Origin of the sequence: Pyxidicoccus xibeiensis (genome assembly GCF_024198175.1) — a bacterium.
Lineage (GTDB): Bacteria > Myxococcota > Myxococcia > Myxococcales > Myxococcaceae > Myxococcus > Myxococcus xibeiensis.
The window spans coordinates 558,359-576,556 of the sequence record NZ_JAJVKV010000002.1 but is presented as its reverse complement, the minus strand read 5'-3'; the positions used below and the strand labels follow the sequence as shown (position 1 = coordinate 576,556).

Here is an 18,198-nt window from a genome sequence, read left to right as displayed (position 1 = left end):
CCGCGCGGACAGAAGAAGCCTGGGTGGGCGGTGCTTCCGTCCCTGACACGGCTTCGCTGCCTCGCGAGCGACGGCCCGGCGCGGGCCCGTCCTCCTGCGTGCTCCGCGCGGACAGAAGAAGCCTGGGTGGGCGGAGCTTTTATCCCTGACGTGGCTTCGATGCCTCGCGAGCGACGGCCCGGCGCGGGCCCATCCTCCTTCGTGCTCCGCGGTGATTGACAGAACACGCGTGGATGGGCGGTGCGTCCGTCCCTGACGGGCTTGGGTGCATTGTGAGCGACGGCCCGGCCCGGGCCCGTCCTCTTCCAGGGAGGAGGATGGGGCCCCGAGGCGACCCGGCCGTCTGGCCCCACTCAACGCTTGCGGCGCGCCGCCGTCTTCTTGCTCGAGGTCTTGCCCCCGGCGGTGCGCGTCTTCGCGGTCTTCGCGACGCGCGCCTTGGGGGCCTTCGGGGCTGATGCCTTCGCGGGCTTCTTCGCGGCCTTGCCCGCCGCCTTCTTCGCGACCTTCGCCGCGGCCTTTTTCGCCGCCTTCTTCACGGCCTTGGCGGGCTGCTTGCGAGAAGCAGCCCCCTTCCGCGTTCCAGCAGTGGTCTTCTTGCTCGCGGCCTTCCGCTTCGGGCCACGGACGGGCGCCTCCTCGGAAACCACGGGCGAGGCGGAGCCCGCCTCCGGATCCGACACCGGCTCGGGCGCAGCGGACACGCGCGCGGGAGGCGTCGGAGCGGCCTCGTCCGTGTGAGCGGTGGGCCTGGCCCTGTGCGCAGCCGGCCGGGTCTCGGCAGCCGCGGGCCGCGCTTCGACCGCGCTCGGCCTCGACTCACTCACCACGGGTCTCGACTCCGGAACAGGGTGCCTCGACTCGGGTGCCACGGTCCTGGGCTCGACCGCGGCCGGCGACGCCTCGGGCGCAGCGGGTCCTGACTCAGCGGTCATGGGCCTCGCCTCGGGCGCGGGGGGCCTGGGCACCTGCGCATTGGGGCGTCCCTGACCAGGCTTGGGCTTGTGATGCGACGCGCCCCGAGCATCGGGGCGTCCACCCTTGCGCTGAGAGGCCAGCGCCCGGATGCGGTCGAACCCGGGATGCGGAGACCGCGAGCCCTCGTCACCACCGGCCTCGGCAGCCCCACCCGAGAACTCCCACGGCGCAACGGGCGTCTGCGCTTCCTGCACCTCGGGGGCGCTCACGTTCTCGGGCCCCTGGCTCAGCGGCTGGCGCTCCTCCCCCTCCGTCGGAGGAATGGAGGGGTGCTCGGGCCGCAGGAACATCCGGCGCTTCGGCCCCTGCGGCAAGCGCGCGTCCGGACCGGTAGCCGGCTTCGCACCCTCGTCATTCCACGGGCGCTGGAACCTGGACCCGCCGGCCCGGCTGGGCGCGGCCTCCTCGCGGCGACCTTCACGCACGAAGCGGCCTCGCGGGCCAGCCCGAGCGGGCTCCTCCCGCGGCCCCTTCTGCCACGGCGGAGCACCCTCACGCTCCCGGCGTCCGGGACGCCCCGCACGCTCGTGGCCCTGGCCACGCGGCGCTTCCGCCTCCCACTCGCGGCGGCGCTTCGGTGCGCCTCCCTCGGCGCGGGCCAGCGGCGCTTCCCCTTCGAACTGGAGCGCCTCGAAGTCGATCTTCCGCGCCGACGGATTCACCGACGACAGCCGCACGCGCAGCTTCTGGCCCACGCGGACGCGGCGCCCGCCGGCGTACACCAGCGAGTGCGTCAGCTTGTCCAGCTTGGCCGACGGGCCGAGCGTCTCCGCCTTCACCAGCCCCTCGACGTGCACCTCGTCCAGCTCGACGAAGAAGCCGAAGTCGGTGATGGCCGCAACCGTCGCGGCGAACTCCTCCCCCACCCGGTCCTTCAGCAGGAGGCACGCGTAGAAGGACACCACCTCGCGCTCCACCTGCATGGCCGCGCGCTCCCGCTCGGAGCACTGCACCGCCATGTCCTCGAGCTGGGTCTCCTCGCGCTCCAGCATCGACTCGGTGGGCTTGCGTCCCTTCCGGGCCCAGTGCGCCTTCAAGAGCCGGTGCACCAGCAGGTCCGGGTAGCGGCGGATGGGCGACGTGAAGTGGAGGTAGTGCTCCGCGGCCAGGCCGTAGTGGCCCACCCGCGTGGGCGTGTACACGGCCTGCATCATCGAGCGCAGCAGCAGCTGGTTCAGCGCCCGCTGCTCGGGATGGCCCGCCAGCTGGCTGACGAAGGCATCCAGCTCCTTGGACGTCACCCCGTCCTCGAAGCGCAGCTTGAAGCCATACGCCTGCGCGAGCGCCGCGAAGTTGGCGAGCTTCTCCGGGTCCGGCTCGCCGTGGAACCGGTACACCGTGGGCAGCCCCTCGTCGTTGAAGAACCGCGCCACCGCCTCGTTGGCGGCGAGCATGCACTCCTCGATGAGCCGGTGGCTGTCCTTGCGCTCACGCTTGTCCATGCGCACCGGCAGGCCGTCCTTGCCGAGCACCACCTTGTGCTCGGGCAGGTCGAAGTCGATGGCGCCGCGCTCCTTGCGCATCTTCGTCAGCACGCGCGCCAGCGCCATCAGCTGCTCGAACTGGGGCTTGAAGGCGTTGCGGTGCGGCACGTCCTTGCCGTCCAGGACGTCCTGCACCTCGTTGTACGTGCAGCGCGCCGCGCTGCGCATCACCGCCGGGTACAGCTCCGACGAGAGCCGCTGGCCCTGGCGGTCGAACGTCATGTCCGCCACCATGCACAGCCGGTCCTCGTCCGGCTTCAGCGAGCAGATGCCGTTGCTCAGCCGCTCCGGAAGCATGGGCAGCACGCGGTCGGGCAGGTACACGGACGTCGCCCGCCGCAGGCCCTCCGCGTTGAGCGCGGTGCCCTCGCGCACGTAGTGCGTCACGTCGGCGATGGCCACCACCAGCCGCCAGCCGCTGCCGTGCGGCTCCGTGTACACCGCGTCGTCGAAGTCGCGCGCGTCCTCACCGTCGATGGTGATGAGCGGCATGGAGCGCAGGTCGCGCCGGACCTCGCCGCGCGCCTCCTCCTGCGCCACCTGGACGGAGAAGCGGTCCGCCTCGTCCATGACCTCGGGAGGGAACTCGTCGGAGAAGCCCTGGGAGAACGCGGTGGCCAGCACCTCGGCGCTGGGCTCCCCCGGCTTGCCGAGCGAGCCGGCCACCTCGCCGAAGAGGTCCTTCGAGGGGTCCAGGAGCTGCGCGCCCACGCCCAGGCGCACCTTCACCAGGTCGCCCTCCTGCGCCATCTGCGTGAGGGGCACGCGGATGGGGCCCGGCAGGCTCGTGTCCGTGGGCAGCACCAGCCCGTGCCGGCCCTGCACCGTGTACGTGCCAACGGCCAGCTCGCGCCGGCGCGTCACCACCCGCAGGAGCTCTCCTTCGTACCGGCCGGGGCGCCCCGACACGCGCACCACCACCCGGTCATTGTCGAGCGCCCGCTGCGCCTCGCCCGGCGGCAGGAAGATGTTCTCTCCCTCTCCGGAGACGGGGTGCACGAAGCCGAAGCCGTCGCGGTGCACGTGGAGGATGCCCTCCACCGTGGGCAGTCCCGAGTCCTCGAGGTCTCCACCGCGGCGCCCGCGGGGGCTGAAGCGCTCTGCCCCACCGCCCTTGCGGAAGCCTCCGCGCCCTCCGCCGTCCTGGCCGAAGGAGGGCCGGCGGTCACGGCCCCGGCCGAAGTCGCGGCCCGGCCGCTCCGGCTCCCGGCCGCGTGCGCGGAAGCCCTGGGGCTGGGAGCCCTGAGGCGCCCGGCCCGCCGGCGGACCCTTCTGCTGCCAGGGGTTGGGCGGGCGCACGTCCGCTCCGCCATCCCCACGCCGGGTGGGGGCCTGCATGGCGACGAAGCGCTTGCCGTCCTTGGTGGCGTCGCCCTTGCGGACGAGCTCCCTCAGCGCTCGCTTGAGCTCGGTCTGCTGCCCGGGGTGCAGTCCGGCGAGCCGCAGGAGTTCCTTGATGCCCAGCGGGTGGTCGGCGTCTGCGAGGATCTGCTTGAGTTGGTCTGGAGAGAGGCTCACGGTGGGGTCGCGGCTCGGCCGCTACGGGAACGGGTAAGCCCGGAACGTCCGGACGGGAACCCCCCGGCGACCGGCCGCCTCCCGGAGCCTGCTCCGGGCGACGCCCCTCAGGGCTTGACCGTGACGTTGATCTTGAAGGAGCGGTCCACCAGGCCGGGGGCAAGTGCCTTGGCCAGGAAGAACTCCACCTCGAAGGTGCCCGGGTTGCGGGGAGTGAAGAAGAACTCGCGGGTGGCCGGGCCGCCGTTGGGGCCGGGCTCGAAGTTGGCCTCGCGCAGGCCCACGCGCTTGGCCACGGTGGGCTCGATGGCCCAGGTGAAGCCGGGCTGCTCGGGCAGCCGCACGGTGAGGCCGTGGTTGAGCTTCACGTCCACGGACGTGGGCACCTCGCCCTCGATGTGGACCAGTTCCATCTCGTCGCGAGACACGGCGCGGGCCTCGGACGGACGCGGCTCCACGTTCTCCGCGACAATCCTCCCGCCCCAGCCGGACGTCTTGTCCACGACACCCTGAATCTGGAGGGTGTGGCCCACGTGCTTGCGCAGGCCCTTGCCGGTGGCCTTGCCCTCGATGAGGAAGGACACCTGCTGGCGCGTGCCGCCGTTGGAGACGACGAGGACGAACTCCTCGCCCGTCATCTCCAGGTTGCCGCGGATGGTGGCGAAGCCCTTGACGCCCGCGCCCATGCCGGCGGCCGTCACCATGGAGACCTCGCCGGGCGACAGGTAGCGCAGCCTCGGCTCCGTGTCCGGAGGCGCGACCTCCACCACCTCGGCCTCGGGCTTCTTCGCCGAGTACTTGCGCACGTCCACCACGCCGCCGTGGTTGGTCGTCTTGCGGATCATCCCGCTGACGGAGACCTTGTGGTCCACGTAGGCCGGAAGGACCTCCTGATCAGGCCCCTGGAGGAGGAAGGTGAGCTCGCGCTTGTCGCGTCCCACCACCACCAGGTGAGGCATGTCCTGGGTCAGCACGAGGCGGCCCTTGAGGCTGCCCTCGCCCATGACGCCACGGCCCTCGCCGGCGGTGAGCAACTGCTCCATCTCCCGCTTGGTGAGCGGCTCGCCCGGCGGGGGAAGCTTGGTGGCCCGAGGCTTCGGCCGGTCCACGGCGGGCACCGAGGAGGCGCCACCGCCCGACTTCGAGCCCTTCCCTCCGGCCTTCGCGGCCGGAGCCGCCTTGCCAGCGGGAGCAGCGCCCTTCGCGGCCGGAGCCGCCTTCTTCGCCGCGGGCGCCGGCTCCGGCGCGGCCTTCTTGGCCGCGGGGGCCTTCTCCACGGGAGCCTTCTCGGTGGGTGCCTTCTCCGGCGCGGCCTTCTTCGCCGCTCCCTTGGCACCCTTCGCCACGTCCACCGCCGCCTTCACCACTTTGGTCGCCGCCTTTGCCACTCGTTTGGACGCGTTCTTGATCAGGTCCAGCCGGGCGGTGTTGTGCTTCTTCGCAGCGGGCTTTGCGCCAGCCTTGCCAGCGGGAGTCGTCTTCTTGGCCCCGGACTTGGGCTTGGCCATCGACGCAGTCTCCTGTGAGAGTTCCCGTGTCCTTTCAACGGGTTGGCGGGCCGGCCACAGACGGGCAGGCAAGCCTCGCGATCACGGCTGCTTGTAACGGTGATCAGATGGGCTGTCAAACTAACACTTGATTTTCTCACGGACTTTGTCTGGGCAAAGCCCCCGAGCCACGGGCCCGGCGCATGGCTATAAGCCGGGCATGAACGACGCAGTTCCATTGCTGCCCGTCGAGGAGGCCCGCGCGCGGGTGCTGGCCCTGGCCGCCCCGCTTCCCGCCGAGTGGGTGTCCCTGGAAGCCGCCCTGGGGCGGACGCTGGCCGAGGACGTCACGGCGCAGCGCACCCTGCCCCCCTGGGACAACTCGGCCATGGACGGGTACGCGGTGCGCAGCGCGGACCTGGCGGGGCCGCCGCCCGTGCGGCTGGTGGTGGGGGAGACTGTCTACGCGGGGGCGACGCCGAGCCGGGAGGTCGTCCCCGGGACGTGCGCGCGGATCATGACGGGGGCCCCGCTGCCCCCCGGCGCCGACGCGGTGGTGATGCGCGAGCGCGTGAGGCCGGTGCCCGACGGCGGGGTGGATCAGGTGGACATCCTGGAGCCGGTGGGGCCGGGGAACTTCGTGCGCCCCCGGGGCGAGGACGCGCGGGAAGGCCAGGTGCTGCTGCCACGGGGGACGCCGCTGGGCATCCCCGAGCTGGGGCTGCTCTGGGCGCAGGGCCTGCTGTCCGCGCCGGTGCCCCGCCCTCCCCGGGTGGCTATCCTCTCCACCGGCGACGAGCTGTGCCGCGCGGACGAGCCGCCCCGGGGCCGCATCGTCGACACCAACGCCCCCTCGCTGGCGCTGGCGGTGCGGCGCGCGGGGGGGCTGCCCACGCTGCTGGGCATCGCCCGGGACACGCGGGACTCGGTGCACGAGGCCCTGTCCCGGCTGGACGGCTTCGACGTGGTTCTCACCAGCGCGGGCGTGTCCGTGGGCGAGCGCGACTACGTGAAGGAGGTGCTCGCGGCCCTGGGCGTGGAGCAGCACTTCTGGCGCGTGGCCATCAAGCCCGGCAAGCCGCTGCTGGTGGGACGGCGCGCGGGCACCCTCTTCTTCGGGCTGCCTGGCAACCCGACGTCGTCGCTGGTCACCTTCGAGCTGTTCGTCCGCCCCGCCCTGCGCCGGCTGCTGGGGCACACCGACGTGGAGCCGGGCCGGGTGTCCGGCCGCCTGGAGGGCAGCCTGTCGAAGCAGCCGGGAGTGGCCCACTTCGTCCGCGTCACGGCCGCCTGGAGGGAGGGCGGCCTGTGGGCCCGTCCGCTGGCAACCCAGACCTCGGGTGTTCTGAGGTCGGCGGCGGCGGCCACCCACCTGCTGCACTTTCCCAGAGAGGCCAGAAGCCTGGCTCATGGGGACGCGGTAGAACTGCTTCCGCTCTCCTGGGTGGCCTGAGGAACGTACAACCGGTCAGTGCATCTTTGTGCTGATCCCGCGATGCAGCATTGAGGCCGCCTTGACTTGCGAACGTGGGGACTCCAAAGAGGAGCCCTGCACCGGAGACAACTCGATATGTCGGATACTCGCTCACCCCAGGTCCTTCCGACCCGAAAGCCGACGCAGCACCTGGAGCGCTTCTCGGAGGCGGACGTCCCCACGGAGCGTGGGACGCTGAGGACCATCGTCTTCCGGGACAAGCGCAATGGCCGCGAGCACGTCGCGCTGGTGGTGGGTGACGTCACGGGCGTGGAGGGGGTGCCGGTGCGCATCCACTCCGAGTGCCTGACGAGCGAGGTCTTCGGCAGCCTGAAGTGCGACTGCCGCCAGCAGCTGGACCGGGCGCTGGACTTCATCACCCAGGGGGGCCTGGGGGTCGTCCTCTACCTCCGCCAGGAGGGGCGCGGCATCGGCCTGGGGAACAAGATCAAGGCGTACGCCCTGCAGGCCAAGGGCCTGGATACCTACGAGGCCAACAGGCAGCTGGGCTTCGCTGACGATTTGCGCTCGTACGACATCGCGGCGGAGATGCTCCGCAGCCTGGACGTACGCTCAGTGGACCTGATCACCAACAACCCGCTCAAGATCGCGGGCATGGTGGAAGAGGGCGTGCCCGTCCTTCGTCGAATCCCTTCCCGGACAGAGCACAATCCGCATAACGTCGACTACCTGAGGACGAAGCGCGAGCGCACGGGGCACCTCATTGAGCTCTTCGCCGACGAGGACGACGACACGGAAGCCAAGGCCGGCTGAGAAGCCGCCGGCACGGCGGAGCAATGCCGTCGTGCGCAGCAAGGCCCGGGTGCCCTTCGAGGTGCGCTTCTGGGGTGTGCGGGGCTCCATCCCCGCGCCGGGTCCGCAGACGAAGCGCTACGGTGGCAACACCCCGTGCGTGGAGGTCCGCTGCGGGGACGAGCTGCTGATCTTCGACCTGGGCTCCGGCGCGCGTGCTCTGGGCGACTCGCTGCTGTCGGAGAAGAGCCCGGTGCGGGGCTCCATCTTCATCTCGCACTACCACTACGACCACCTGCAGGGGCTGCCCTTCTTCGGCCCCATCTTCGTGCCGACGAGCACGCTGACGCTCTATGGCTCGCCCCGGAACGGGCAGTCGCTGAAGCAGATCCTCGGCGGGCAGATGGTGCAGCCGTACTTCCCGGTGACGGCGGAGGGCACGTTCCGGGCGAAGCTGACGTACACGGACCTGACGCCGAGCGACACGCTGCAGGTGGGCCCGGCGAAGGTGACGATGCTGGAGCTGAACCACCCGGGCGGCAACCTGGGCTACCGCGTGGACTGCGAGGGCCGCTCGGTGGTGTACGCCACGGACGTGGAGCACGGCAGCACGCTGGATACGGGCCTCTTCGACTTCGCGCGCGGAGCGGACCTGCTCATCTACGACTCCATGTACACGGATGACGAGTACCACGGCCGCATCGGTCCGGCCCGCACGGGCTGGGGCCACTCCACGTGGCAGGCCGCGGTGCGCGCGGCGGACGCGGCCGACGTGAAGACGCTGGTGCTCTTCCACCATGACCCCGGGCGCGACGACGCGAGCATGGACAAGCTGCTGCGCCAGGTGCGCAAGCACCGCCCCGAGGCGATTGCCGCCAAGGAGTCGATGGTCATCGCGCTGTAGCCGCGCTACCCGCGGGCCACCGCGCGCTTCACCGTCTCGCGCAGGCCGCGGAAGGGCAGCCGCTCCAGGGCAGTGGGTACGTCCACCCACTCGAAGGTGTCGTGCTCGGGGCCCAGGCGCACCTCGGTGTCCGGGGCGCACTGGACGGCGAAGCCGTGCTCCTCCACCAGCTTCGGCGGGAGCGCCTCGCCCAGGGCGAAGGCGTGGCGGTAGTCCAGGTCCACCGGCGCCAGGCGCAGCCCCGTCTCCTCCTCCAGCTCGCGCGCGGCGGCCTGGGCGGGAGACTCGCCCGCCTCCACGCGGCCGGTGATGACCTGCCAGAAGCCTCCGCGCGCGGGCGTCCTTCGCACGAGCAGCACGCGGGCCTCCGGGCCATGGCCGCGCACCACCGCGACGCTGACCGTCCTCATGGGCGGCGGCGCCTCCACGCGCTCGCTGTCGAAGACCTGGCAGAAGCTCTGGGCCATCGCGTCCTCCACGTGCGCCATGGGGATGGGCTGGCCCAGCTCGCGCTGCATGGACGTGACGCCCGCCTCGCGGATGCCGCAGGGGACGATGAGCTGGAAGTGCTCCAGGTGCGTATTCACGTTGAGCGCGAAGCCGTGCGTGGTGAGCCAGCGGGACAGGTGCACGCCGATGGCGGCGACCTTTCGCGCATCCGGGGAGCCCTCCTCGCCAATCCACACGCCGGGCCACTTGGGGATGGGGCCAGCAGTGATGCCGTATTGCGCCAGCACCTGCATGACGGAGCGCTCCACGTCGCGGACATAGCGGCGCACGTCCCGGCGCTCGGGAGGGAGGAGGAAGATGGGGTAGCCCACGAGCTGCCCGGGCCCGTGGTAGGTGACGTCGCCGCCGCGGTTGGTCTCGAAGATTTCAGCGCCCTCGGCGGCGAGGCGCTCGTCACTGGCAACGATGTTCTCCCGCTTCGCGGCGCGGCCCAGCGTGAGCACGGGCGGGTGCTCCAGGAGGAGGAGCACGTCTCCGGAGAGCCCCTGGCGCCGCGACTCGCTGAAGAGGCGCATCAGCGTGAGGCCGTCCTCGTACTCCACCCGCCCGAGCCGGTAGACGGTGATGGTGTTCATGGACTCCCCTTGCGCCGGCCCTTCTGGGGCCGGGCGGGCTTCGTCGCGCTCTCGAGGCTCCACGCTCCGGTGGGAACGCGCTGGAGGAGCGCATGCAGCTCATGCCCGGCGCGTGGCGAGCGCACGGCCTCGGCCGCAAAGGCGGCGAGCACGTCCTCGGACAGGGAGACCGCGGGCTCACGCAGGGCAAGGCGCTTCCGGGCAATCTCCACGTACTCGCCCTGGGTGGGCGCCTGAAGGGGCAGCAGCACCTGGACGTGCTCCAGGAGGCTGATGGGCACGGCTCCGCGCACAGCTTGAGTGAGCGCGGCCGTGGTGGGCACCGGCAGCCGGCCCGAGGCCCCGCGCAGCACGGGCCCGAGCGGCTCGGGACGGAGGCCGCGCGCACTGAGCAGCACGGTGTGCCGGGGGTGCCGGGTGAGAAAGGCGGCGAGGACGGAGTGCCCTTCGGCGTCCAGCCGGTCCACGTCCTCCACGAGGACGGGGCGCGACGAGGCGGGCGGCTCCAGGTCGGCGAGCGACGTCGGTGTGCCCCGGCCCTGCCGCTGCAGTTGCTGGAACCAGGTGCTCTTGCCGCAGCCCTCGGGCCCGACGACGAGCAGGCACCGCGCACCGGATTGGAGCCCGGCGTCCAGCAGGGTCCGGGCCTCCGCCTGCCCCACCAGCTCCATGAAGGCGCCGGGGGAGGGCTCTTCGCGCGGACGCGCGGGCGGAGGGACAGGAGTGACGTCGCCCAGGAGGGACACGGACTCGGCCAGGCAGCCGGCACAGATGAAGGCTCCGGCGGGACCGGCGACCAGCGCGCCGACCTCGTCACGGGGCCGGCAGCAGAAGGAACACCACGCATCCAGCGCCGCGTCCGCGCGCGTCGGGCCCCGCTCGATGAGGCGCTTCTCGCGGCGGCGACGGGGTGCGGCCTCGGGAGCGGCCTCCTCCGGCAGGTATGCGTCGAGACTCGTGTCCCGCTCCAACGGGGGAGCGGATGTAGCGGGGCTATCGCGAGCAACTCCTGATGGCGCCACCGCGGTCGCAGCCGCCTTCACGGCCTCCACCGGAGCCACCCCTACCCCACCGGCCAGCTCCACCTCGGAGGTGTCGACGGAAGCAGCCACGCGGGCGAGCTGGGCCTCCAGCCGGTGCAGGTCCTCGGCCACCTCGGTCTCGATGACCCACGTCTTGACCTCGCCGGGAGCCTCCGCCTCGGCCGCGCGCATGCCGGCTTCACGGAGCGCGTCCTCGATGAGCCGCTGTCGCCGTGCCAGCTCCGGCAGGGGCTCGCCTTCCAGGGAGCGCTCCAGCTCCGAGGCAAGACGCGAGTCTTCATCGTCCTCCCGCCCGGGGCGCGCGAGCAGCGTCTCCGGCATCCACTCCAGCCGCTGGACCTCCTCGGCGATGTCCACGCGACTTCCGTCCAACCTGCGCGCATGACGGAGGAGCTGAAGGGCGCGGGTCGCATTGCCGGCCTTCCGGTAGACCTCCGCCGCCTTCTTCAGACAGTCCACCGCGCGGTCCACGTCCCCTTGCAGCTCGGCGGACTGCGCGGCACGCAACAGGTCGCGAGGGTTCTCAGCCATACGACGAGAGCCTAACCGTCTCGGGCCAGCGCCGCGCGGCTTCCCAGGGCAGTGAGCAATTCCGAGCGCTGCGCGGCCAGGCGCCAGGGCATCCGGGCGTCCACGGCGGCGGCGCCTCGGAGCTGGCGGCCACCGAAAGAGACGCCCCCCAGAAGGGCGCGGCCATTCGAAGGAGGCGCCCCCAGAACGTGGCGGCCCCTCAAACGAGGCGACCTCGCGGGAGGAGGCGGCCACCTGAAGGAGACGACTCCCCAGAAGGACGCGGCCACCCGCCGCGTCACCCTTCGCGTCCGTCCCGCGGCACCGCGCCATCGCCCGCCGGAGCGCGATCCGCGCTCCAGACAACAGCACGCCTTCCGCGGCGCTCACGGGCGGGGCCGGCGCACCTCACGCCATGGCGAGGAACAGCAGGTCCGGCTTCTCCAGGTACTTGATGACCTCGTACACGAAGTCCGCCGCCACCGAGCCGTCGATGACGCGGTGGTCGCACGACAGCGACAGGTTCATCATGTCGCGCACGACGACCAGGCCGTCCTTCACCGCCGGGCGCTGCTTCAGCTTGTGCACGCCCATGATGCCCACTTCAGGGTGGTTGATGATGGGCGTGGCGAAGAGGCCGCCGCTCTGGCCCAGCGACGTAATCGTGAAGGTGCCGCCCGTCAGCTCCTCCATCTTCAGCTTCCGCTCGCGCGCGGCGGCGCCCAGGCGCGCCGTCTCCTGCGCCAGCTCGGCCAGCGTCAGCCGGTCCGCGTCCTTCACCACCGCCACGGTGAGGCCGTCCGGCGTCGCCACCGCCATGCCGATGTTGTACTCGCCGCGCACCACCAGCTCCTGCGAGGCCTCGTCGAAGTTCGCGTTGAGGTGCGGGAACTTCTTCAGCGCCGCGATGGTCGCCTTGATGATGAACGGCAGGTAGTTGAGCTTCGTCTTCTCACCGGCCGCTGCCAGCTGCGCATTGAGCCGCGCGCGCAGGGCCACCAACTCCGTGGCGTCCACCTCCTCCACGAAGGCGAAGTGCGGCATCGTGAACTTCGACCGCACCATCTTCTCGGCGATCTTCTTGCGCAGGCCGCGCAGCGGGACGCGCTCGTCCGCGCGACCAGTGGACACGGCCGGCGCCGCGGGACGGGCCGCCTGGGGCGCCTTCTCCGCCACCACGTTCTTCTCCGAGCCACCCTCCAGCGCCGCCACCACGTCCGCCTTCGTCACCCGCCCCTGCGGGCCCGAGCCGGCGATGGTCGACAGGTCCAGCCCATGCTCACGCGCCATGCGCCGCGTCACCGGCGTCGCCAGCACCTTCGTCGCCGGAGCACCCGCGCCATTCGCCCCCGCCGCCGCAGCGGCCGCAGGAGCCGCCACCGCCGCGGCCGGAGCCGCCGCCGCGCCATGCGCACCGTGGCCCGCGGACTGGGCCGGCGCAGCGCCTTCGATCTCAAGGGTGACGAGCAGCTGGTGGACCTTGGCAATCTCCCCTTCCTTGCCGTGCGTCTTCACGACACGGCCCGCCTTGGGGCTGGGGACGGTGACGGTGGCCTTGTCCGTCATGACCTCGGCGAGCACCTGGTCCTCCTTGACCGGGTCGCCCTCCTTCACGTGCCACTTCACCAGCTCGCCCTCCATCACGCCTTCACCGAGGTCGGGGAGCTTGAATTCGAAGATCGCCATGGGGTCGTCTTTCCGCGAGGGATGGGGTGTGCGTCAAGCCACGAATCGAAAGGTCTCGTCCACGCGCGGCCACGCCCCGGTCAGCCGAGGCGTTCGATGCGCTCGCGCTCCATCAGGCCCTTCATGAAGAACTCCGCCGCGCGGTAGCTGGAGCGCACGAGCGGACCGGAGGCCACGTAGAGGAACCCGTAGGACTCGGCCAGCTTCTTGTACGACTCGAACTGGGCCGGAGTGACGAAGCGCTCCACCCGCAGGTGGTACTGCGACGGCTGGAGGTACTGCCCCAGCGTCAGCACGTCCACGCCCACGCCGCGCAGGTCCTTGAAGGTCTGCTCCAGCTCCGCGTCCGTCTCGCCCAGGCCCACCATGACGGACGTCTTGGTGTAGAGCCCCTCGGGGCGATTCTTGAGGTACTCCAGCACGCGCAGCGACTGGCGGTAGGTGGCGCGGCGGTCTCTCACCGTCGGGGTGAGGCGCTCCACCGTCTCCACGTTGTGGGCCACCACGTGCGGCCTGGCCTCGGCCACCGTGGTCAGGTCCTTCTCCACGCCCTTGAAGTCGGGGATGAGCACCTCGACGATGGTCTTCGGGCTCTCGCGGCGCAGCTCGCGGATGGCGGACGCGAAGTGGCTGGCGCCACCGTCCGGCCGGTCGTCACGGTTCACCGATGTGACGACGATGTACTCCAGGTTCATCTCCTTCACCGCCTGGGCCAGATGGATGGGCTCCATCGGGTCCAGCGGCGGAGGCGCGCCCACCTTCACATGGCAGAAGCGGCACGCGCGCGTGCACACCTCGCCCATCAGCATGACGGTGGCCGTGCCGCCGCCCCAGCACTCGGCGATGTTCGGGCAGCGGGCCTCCTCGCACACCGTGGCCAGCTTCGTGCGCTTCACGATGGCTTTGACCCGCTCGTACCCCTCACCGTGCGGGAGCCGCACCTTCAGCCACTCCGGCTTGCGGGTGGTCTCAGTCACCTGGGGGAGAGGAAACCGGTCGGGAGTCGCCATGGATCGCGGGCCTTCTATGGGTTGGGCGAAAGACGTTCAAGCGGGAAGCCTCTAACGCGAGGCGTCAGCACCCGCCAGCGGCTTCCATGTTGTCGTCTCCCTACTAATGCCCTGGCGGCGGGCAGGCAGCCCAGGCGGGGGAAGCACCGCCACGCCCGGATGCCCAGGCTGCGGGCAGGGCCTGCCGGTGCACGTGCCCCCGGAAATGGACAGGCCGCCCGCGGGCGTGGAGCCCGGGACGGCCTGATGGACCCACCTGGGGGCCCGGAAGCGGCGCGGCGCGCGACTAGAAGTGGCGCGGGTGGCCCAGCGTGGCCTCGGCGCCCTCGTGCATGATCTCCGACAGGGTCGGGTGCGCGTGGATGGTGCCCGCCAGCTCCTCGGTGGTGATCTCCAGCTTCAGCGCGACGCACGCCTCGGCCAGCAGCTCGGTGGCGTGCGGGCCGATGAGGTGCACGCCCAGCACCTCGTCGTACTTCTTGTCGGAGATGATCTTGATCATCCCGATGGACTCGTTGGAGATGGCCGACTTCGTCACCGCGCCGAACGGGGCGACGGTGAACTTCACGTCGTAGCCGCGCTCCTTGGCCTTCTTCTCCGTCAGGCCCACCGAGGCGACCTCGGGGTAGCAGTACGTGGCGGACGGGGTCAGGTCGTAGTTGATGGGCTGCGGGTTCTTCCCGGCGATGTGCTCCACCGCCACCACGCACTCGGCGCTGGCCATGTGGGCGAGCATCGGCGTGGGGATGACGTCACCGACCGCGTACACATTGGGCTCGGTGGTGCGCATCATCGAGTCGACCTTGATGTAGCCGCGCTCGGGCTTGATGCTCGTCTTGTCCAGACCGCAGTCCTCGGTGACGGGCGCGCGGCCCACCGCCGACAGCAGCAGCTCCGCCTCCAGCGTCTTCGTCTCGCTGCCCACCTTCATGGTGACGCGAACGCCATCCGCCGTGTGCTCCACCTTCTCCACCGCGGAGCCGGTGTGCACGTCGATGCCGCGGCGCTTGAAGATCTTCTCCAGCTCCTTGGAGATGTCCGCGTCCTCGATGGGCAGCAGCGCGGGCATGTACTCCACGATGGAGGTCTTGCTGCCCACGTGGTTGAAGACGGAGGCGAACTCGCAGCCCACCGCGCCGGCGCCCAGGACGATGATGCTCTTGGGGATGCGGTCGATCTCCAGGATGGAGTCGCTGTTCATCACCCGCTTGTGGTCCACCGGGACGTTGGGCAGGGACTTGGGGACGGAGCCGGTGGCGATGATGATGTTCTTCGCCTCGAGGACCTGCTTGGTGCCGTCCTCGGCCGTCACTTCCACCTTGCCCTTGCCGGCGATGCGGCCATGGCCCTTGACCACCGTCACCTTGTTCTTCTTCATCAGGAAGTCGATGCCGCCGGCTCCCTTGGTGACCACCTTGTTCTTGTGCTTCATCGCGTTCGCCCAGTTGATGGTCGGGCTGGAAACGTCGATGCCGAAGTCGGCCGCCTCCTTGACGTGGTGGAACAGCTCCGCGGTCCACAGGAGGGACTTGGTGGGGATGCAGCCCCGGTGGAGGCAGGTGCCGCCCAGCCGCTTGTCCTTCTCGATGATGGCCGTCTTCAATCCGAGCTGACCCGCGCGGATGGCGCCCACGTAGCCGCCAGGGCCCGAACCGATGATCACCACGTCGAACGTCTCAGCCACGCACGCCTCCGTAACTCTTGCGGATGTAACCCGGGGGGGCTGATAACCCCCGGTCCCGGTAGGAATCAAGGAGTTTGCTCGTGCGCCGTTTCCCGCTCCGAACCCTCCTCTTGATGTTGGTAGCGCTCATCGCTTTCGGACGCCTGTGGTGGGTGACGCACCAGGATGTGACGCCTGGGCCACGGCCAGAGGAGCGCGCCCCGAAGACCGCCACCGGCGACGCCTCCCAGGCCGCCCCCCTCGTCCCCTCCCCCGAGTGTCGCCCCCTGGAGCGCGCCCTGGACGCCGCCCTGCGTGCCCCCCAGGACGCCCGCGTCCAGGCCGAGGCCCGCCAGCGGATGGACGCCTGCCCCCAGCCGCCCCCCCGCGCCTGTGAGCTCGGCACCGCGCTCTCCGTGCGAGCGCCCCTCGCCGCGGGTGAGGACGCCCCCTTGAGGGGGCTGCTGGCCTCGCTCTGCGAGCGCTGCCCGGCCACCGCCAACCACTGCGCCCAGAGCGTGGCGCAGGCGCTGCTCGAGGCGGCCATCGGCCGGCAGCCGGACCTCGCGGACCTGCGCTGGAACCTGCGGCACGCCGGAAGCGCCGCGGCGGCCGCCTGTACCTCGCTCGTCCGCCTGGCCCTCGTGCCCGCCGCCCAGTCCGACGTCCCCCTGGAGCCCGCGGTGCGCGCCATCCTCCTGGAGCTCGCGCCGGAGTGCGGCAGGGGCGACCACCTGCCCGCCGCCGTGGTGCGCGCCGCCGCGGTGCAGCAGGGCGTCAAGGAAGCGCCGATGCTGGTGGCGATCGCCGCCGCGCCCACCGTGGAGAGCGGCGCCGTGGAGCCGGACCTGGTGACGGGCGCGGAGCCCGCGCGGCAGGCCTTCGACCGGGACGTGAATACGGGCGTCCCGGTGAGCAACGCCTCGCCTGGGAAGCGCTGGGCGGCGGACGGGGCGCTGCGCGCGGGGTACACCCCCACGCTGAAGCAGCTCACGTCCCTCCGGATTCGCGCGAAGGGCCCCGGCACGCTGAGGGCCATCGTCCGCACGCCCGAGGGCGCGGGGATGAAGGACCCGGAACGAGGCTTCTCCTTCGTCAACCCCACCGTGTGCCGCTACCAGGGCACCGGCCAGTGGGAGCGCTGCGAGCTGCCCGTGCCGCTGCTCGACGTGGACGCGGTGAGCGTCTTCCCGGAGCGTGCGGACGGGCAGGTACAGGAGCTGGAGGTCCACGGCGCTCGTTGAGCCCCGGGGACCGCCGACCTCAGCCGAGGAGACCCTTCTCCTTGGCCATCGCGAAGATGGGGGCCGCGTCCTTCTTCAGGACGGCGCTCACGTCCTTGACGATGGAGTCGCCCGACTTCGCCACCGACAGGAAGTTGTCGAAGGTGCGCGTGAGGATCAGCACGCCGGAGATGATGACGCGCTGGAGGTTGTGCTGCAGGTCCGTGCCCTCGTAGATGAGCCACGCCTGCTCCACGCAGGTGCGGCGCGCATCCAGGAGGAACTGGTTGAGGACGGCGCGCTCGGACGCGTCGGGGACCTTGGACTTGGGGCTGACGGAGCCGACGTAGATGAGGTTCGCGTTGAGCCGCTTGGACGCGTCCTGCATCTGTCCGAGCATCGCCGTGACATCCTCCTTGGTCGGAGGATTCGGCCAGCGGGAGAAGATGACGCGGTCGATGATTTCAGCCTTGTAGGTGGGGCCGTTCACGATGCCTCCGGTGAGGCGGACGGTTTGCAAGCGCCCGGCCGGCGATCTCCACTCCGCCAGCGGGGGAATGTGTAGCAGGAACACCCCTCACGTTGAAGAGAGTGGGAGCAACCCCTGATCCACATTGCGTGGCAGCCATGCTGTCAGGCTGCAGTCCTGGCGGACAAAACGTCCGGGTCGGGGCTGACACGGGGCCTCTATTCCCTCTGAGACTCAGGAAGCCCTTGAAAGTCCCGACCCTGGCGCGTGCGCGGCGGCGCCTGATCCGCTCACGGCGGAGCGGCTCAGCGCGTGGCGCGCCGGGCGAGGACGGCCTTCACGTCCTCCAGCGTGAGGCCCAGCGGCTTCACCGCGACGAGCACGTGGTAGAGCACGTCCGCCGCCTCCTCCACGGCGCGCGGCGAGTCGCCATCCGCGCACGCCGTCACCAGCTCCGCGGCCTCCTCGCCAATCTTCTTCAGCCTCAGGTTCCGGTCGTCCAGCAGGCGGCGCGTGTAGCTCGGCTTCTCTCCCGCGGGTGGCGCCTGCGTGGCGCGCGAGGCGATGGTGGCATCCAGCGCGGCCAGCGCATCCCAGCGCACCGGGCCGAAGCAGGTCTCCTCGCCGGTGTGACAGGCGGGCCCGGCCTTCTCCACGCGCGCCAGCACCGCGTCCCCGTCGCAGTCGCGGCTCAGCGACACCACGCGCTGCACGTTCCCGCTGGTGGCGCCCTTGTGCCACAGGCCCCGCGTGCGGGAGCGGTAGTGCATCTCCCCGGTAGCCAGCGTGCGTTCGAGCGCCTCGCGGTCCGCGTGCGCCACCATCAGCACGTCCCCGCTGCGCGCGTCCTGGGTCACCACCGTCACCAGGCCGTTGCCCTTGCCGAAGTCGAGCGCGTCCAGGTCCAACAG

General features: G+C 71.1%; 13 protein-coding genes. 4 read left to right on the top strand and 9 right to left on the bottom strand.

The features are described 5' to 3' along the window. Window positions 1–353: 353 nt before the first annotated feature. Window positions 354–3,980 carry a ribonuclease R gene (gene rnr, locus LXT23_RS10375; RefSeq protein ID WP_253979953.1) on the bottom strand — a complete coding sequence of 1,209 codons (3,627 nt, stop codon included), beginning with the start codon at window positions 3,978–3,980 and terminating at the stop codon, window positions 354–356. Between the two features lie 107 nt (window positions 3,981–4,087). Beyond that, entirely contained in the window at window positions 4,088–5,488 is a 1,401-nt protein-coding gene (locus tag LXT23_RS10370; protein ID WP_253979952.1) for a protease inhibitor I42 family protein, read from the bottom strand. 199 nt (window positions 5,489–5,687) lie between these two features. Here LXT23_RS10370 and LXT23_RS10365 point away from each other — a divergent pair, with 199 nt between their 5' ends. From LXT23_RS10365 to LXT23_RS10355, 3 genes are all read left to right on the top strand, one after another. Next, entirely contained in the window at window positions 5,688–6,920 is a 1,233-nt protein-coding gene (locus tag LXT23_RS10365) for a molybdopterin molybdotransferase MoeA (protein ID WP_253979951.1), read from the top strand. A 117-nt stretch (window positions 6,921–7,037) separates the two neighbouring features. Next, window positions 7,038–7,715: a GTP cyclohydrolase II gene (ribA, locus tag LXT23_RS10360; protein ID WP_253979950.1), complete on the top strand. Its 678-nt coding sequence runs from the start codon at window positions 7,038–7,040 to the stop codon at window positions 7,713–7,715. Between the two features lie 49 nt (window positions 7,716–7,764). Beyond that, window positions 7,765–8,598 (top strand): MBL fold metallo-hydrolase, encoded by an 834-nt coding sequence (locus LXT23_RS10355; protein WP_253980425.1) that lies wholly within the window; start codon window positions 7,765–7,767, stop codon window positions 8,596–8,598. A 5-nt stretch (window positions 8,599–8,603) separates the two neighbouring features. On the opposite strand, the gene lipB is transcribed toward LXT23_RS10355, so the two are convergent. The 5 genes from lipB to lpdA form a co-directional block, all read right to left on the bottom strand. Further along, the gene (gene lipB / locus LXT23_RS10350) at window positions 8,604–9,683 is read right to left on the bottom strand and encodes a lipoyl(octanoyl) transferase LipB (protein ID WP_253979949.1); all 1,080 of its coding nucleotides are present in this window, start codon (window positions 9,681–9,683) and stop codon (window positions 8,604–8,606) included. Further along, window positions 9,680–11,257, bottom strand: coding sequence for a ClpX C4-type zinc finger protein (locus LXT23_RS10345; RefSeq protein WP_253979948.1), 1,578 nt, complete (start codon window positions 11,255–11,257; stop codon window positions 9,680–9,682). The genes lipB and LXT23_RS10345 overlap by 4 nt, the downstream gene beginning before the upstream one ends. A 387-nt stretch (window positions 11,258–11,644) precedes the next feature. Next, window positions 11,645–12,922: a dihydrolipoamide acetyltransferase family protein gene (locus LXT23_RS10340; protein ID WP_253979947.1), complete on the bottom strand. Its 1,278-nt coding sequence runs from the start codon at window positions 12,920–12,922 to the stop codon at window positions 11,645–11,647. A gap of 80 nt (window positions 12,923–13,002) precedes the next feature. Then, window positions 13,003–13,932: a lipoyl synthase gene (gene lipA / locus LXT23_RS10335; protein WP_253979946.1), complete on the bottom strand. Its 930-nt coding sequence runs from the start codon at window positions 13,930–13,932 to the stop codon at window positions 13,003–13,005. Window positions 13,933–14,218: 286 nt separating this feature from the next. Then, the gene (gene lpdA, locus LXT23_RS10330) at window positions 14,219–15,616 is read right to left on the bottom strand and encodes a dihydrolipoyl dehydrogenase (RefSeq protein WP_253979945.1); all 1,398 of its coding nucleotides are present in this window, start codon (window positions 15,614–15,616) and stop codon (window positions 14,219–14,221) included. 80 nt (window positions 15,617–15,696) lie between these two features. Here lpdA and LXT23_RS49645 point away from each other — a divergent pair, with 80 nt between their 5' ends. Continuing rightward, window positions 15,697–16,839, top strand: a complete 1,143-nt coding sequence (locus LXT23_RS49645; protein WP_323378877.1) for a hypothetical protein — start codon at window positions 15,697–15,699, stop codon at window positions 16,837–16,839. 19 nt (window positions 16,840–16,858) lie between these two features. Here LXT23_RS49645 and LXT23_RS10320 read toward each other — a convergent pair whose 3' ends face one another. After that, window positions 16,859–17,308 (bottom strand): DofB protein, encoded by a 450-nt coding sequence (locus tag LXT23_RS10320; RefSeq protein ID WP_253979944.1) that lies wholly within the window; start codon window positions 17,306–17,308, stop codon window positions 16,859–16,861. Window positions 17,309–17,592: 284 nt separating this feature from the next. Continuing rightward, window positions 17,593–18,198 carry a bifunctional phosphoribosyl-AMP cyclohydrolase/phosphoribosyl-ATP diphosphatase HisIE gene (gene hisIE, locus LXT23_RS10315; RefSeq protein ID WP_407692883.1) on the bottom strand — a complete coding sequence of 202 codons (606 nt, stop codon included), beginning with the start codon at window positions 18,196–18,198 and terminating at the stop codon, window positions 17,593–17,595.

Excerpts from the sequence above, each read along its gene's own strand:
- LXT23_RS10370 (WP_253979952.1), bottom strand. The coding sequence starts at position 5,488 with ATGGCCAAGCCCAAGTCCGGGGCCAAGAAGACGACTCCCGCTGGCAAG.
- LXT23_RS10365 (WP_253979951.1), top strand. The coding sequence starts at position 5,688 with ATGAACGACGCAGTTCCATTGCTGCCCGTCGAGGAGGCCCGCGCGCGG.
- ribA (WP_253979950.1), top strand. The coding sequence starts at position 7,038 with ATGTCGGATACTCGCTCACCCCAGGTCCTTCCGACCCGAAAGCCGACG.
- lipB (WP_253979949.1), bottom strand. The coding sequence starts at position 9,683 with ATGAACACCATCACCGTCTACCGGCTCGGGCGGGTGGAGTACGAGGAC.
- LXT23_RS10345 (WP_253979948.1), bottom strand. The coding sequence starts at position 11,257 with ATGGCTGAGAACCCTCGCGACCTGTTGCGTGCCGCGCAGTCCGCCGAG.
- LXT23_RS10340 (WP_253979947.1), bottom strand. The coding sequence starts at position 12,922 with ATGGCGATCTTCGAATTCAAGCTCCCCGACCTCGGTGAAGGCGTGATG.
- lipA (WP_253979946.1), bottom strand. The coding sequence starts at position 13,932 with ATGGCGACTCCCGACCGGTTTCCTCTCCCCCAGGTGACTGAGACCACC.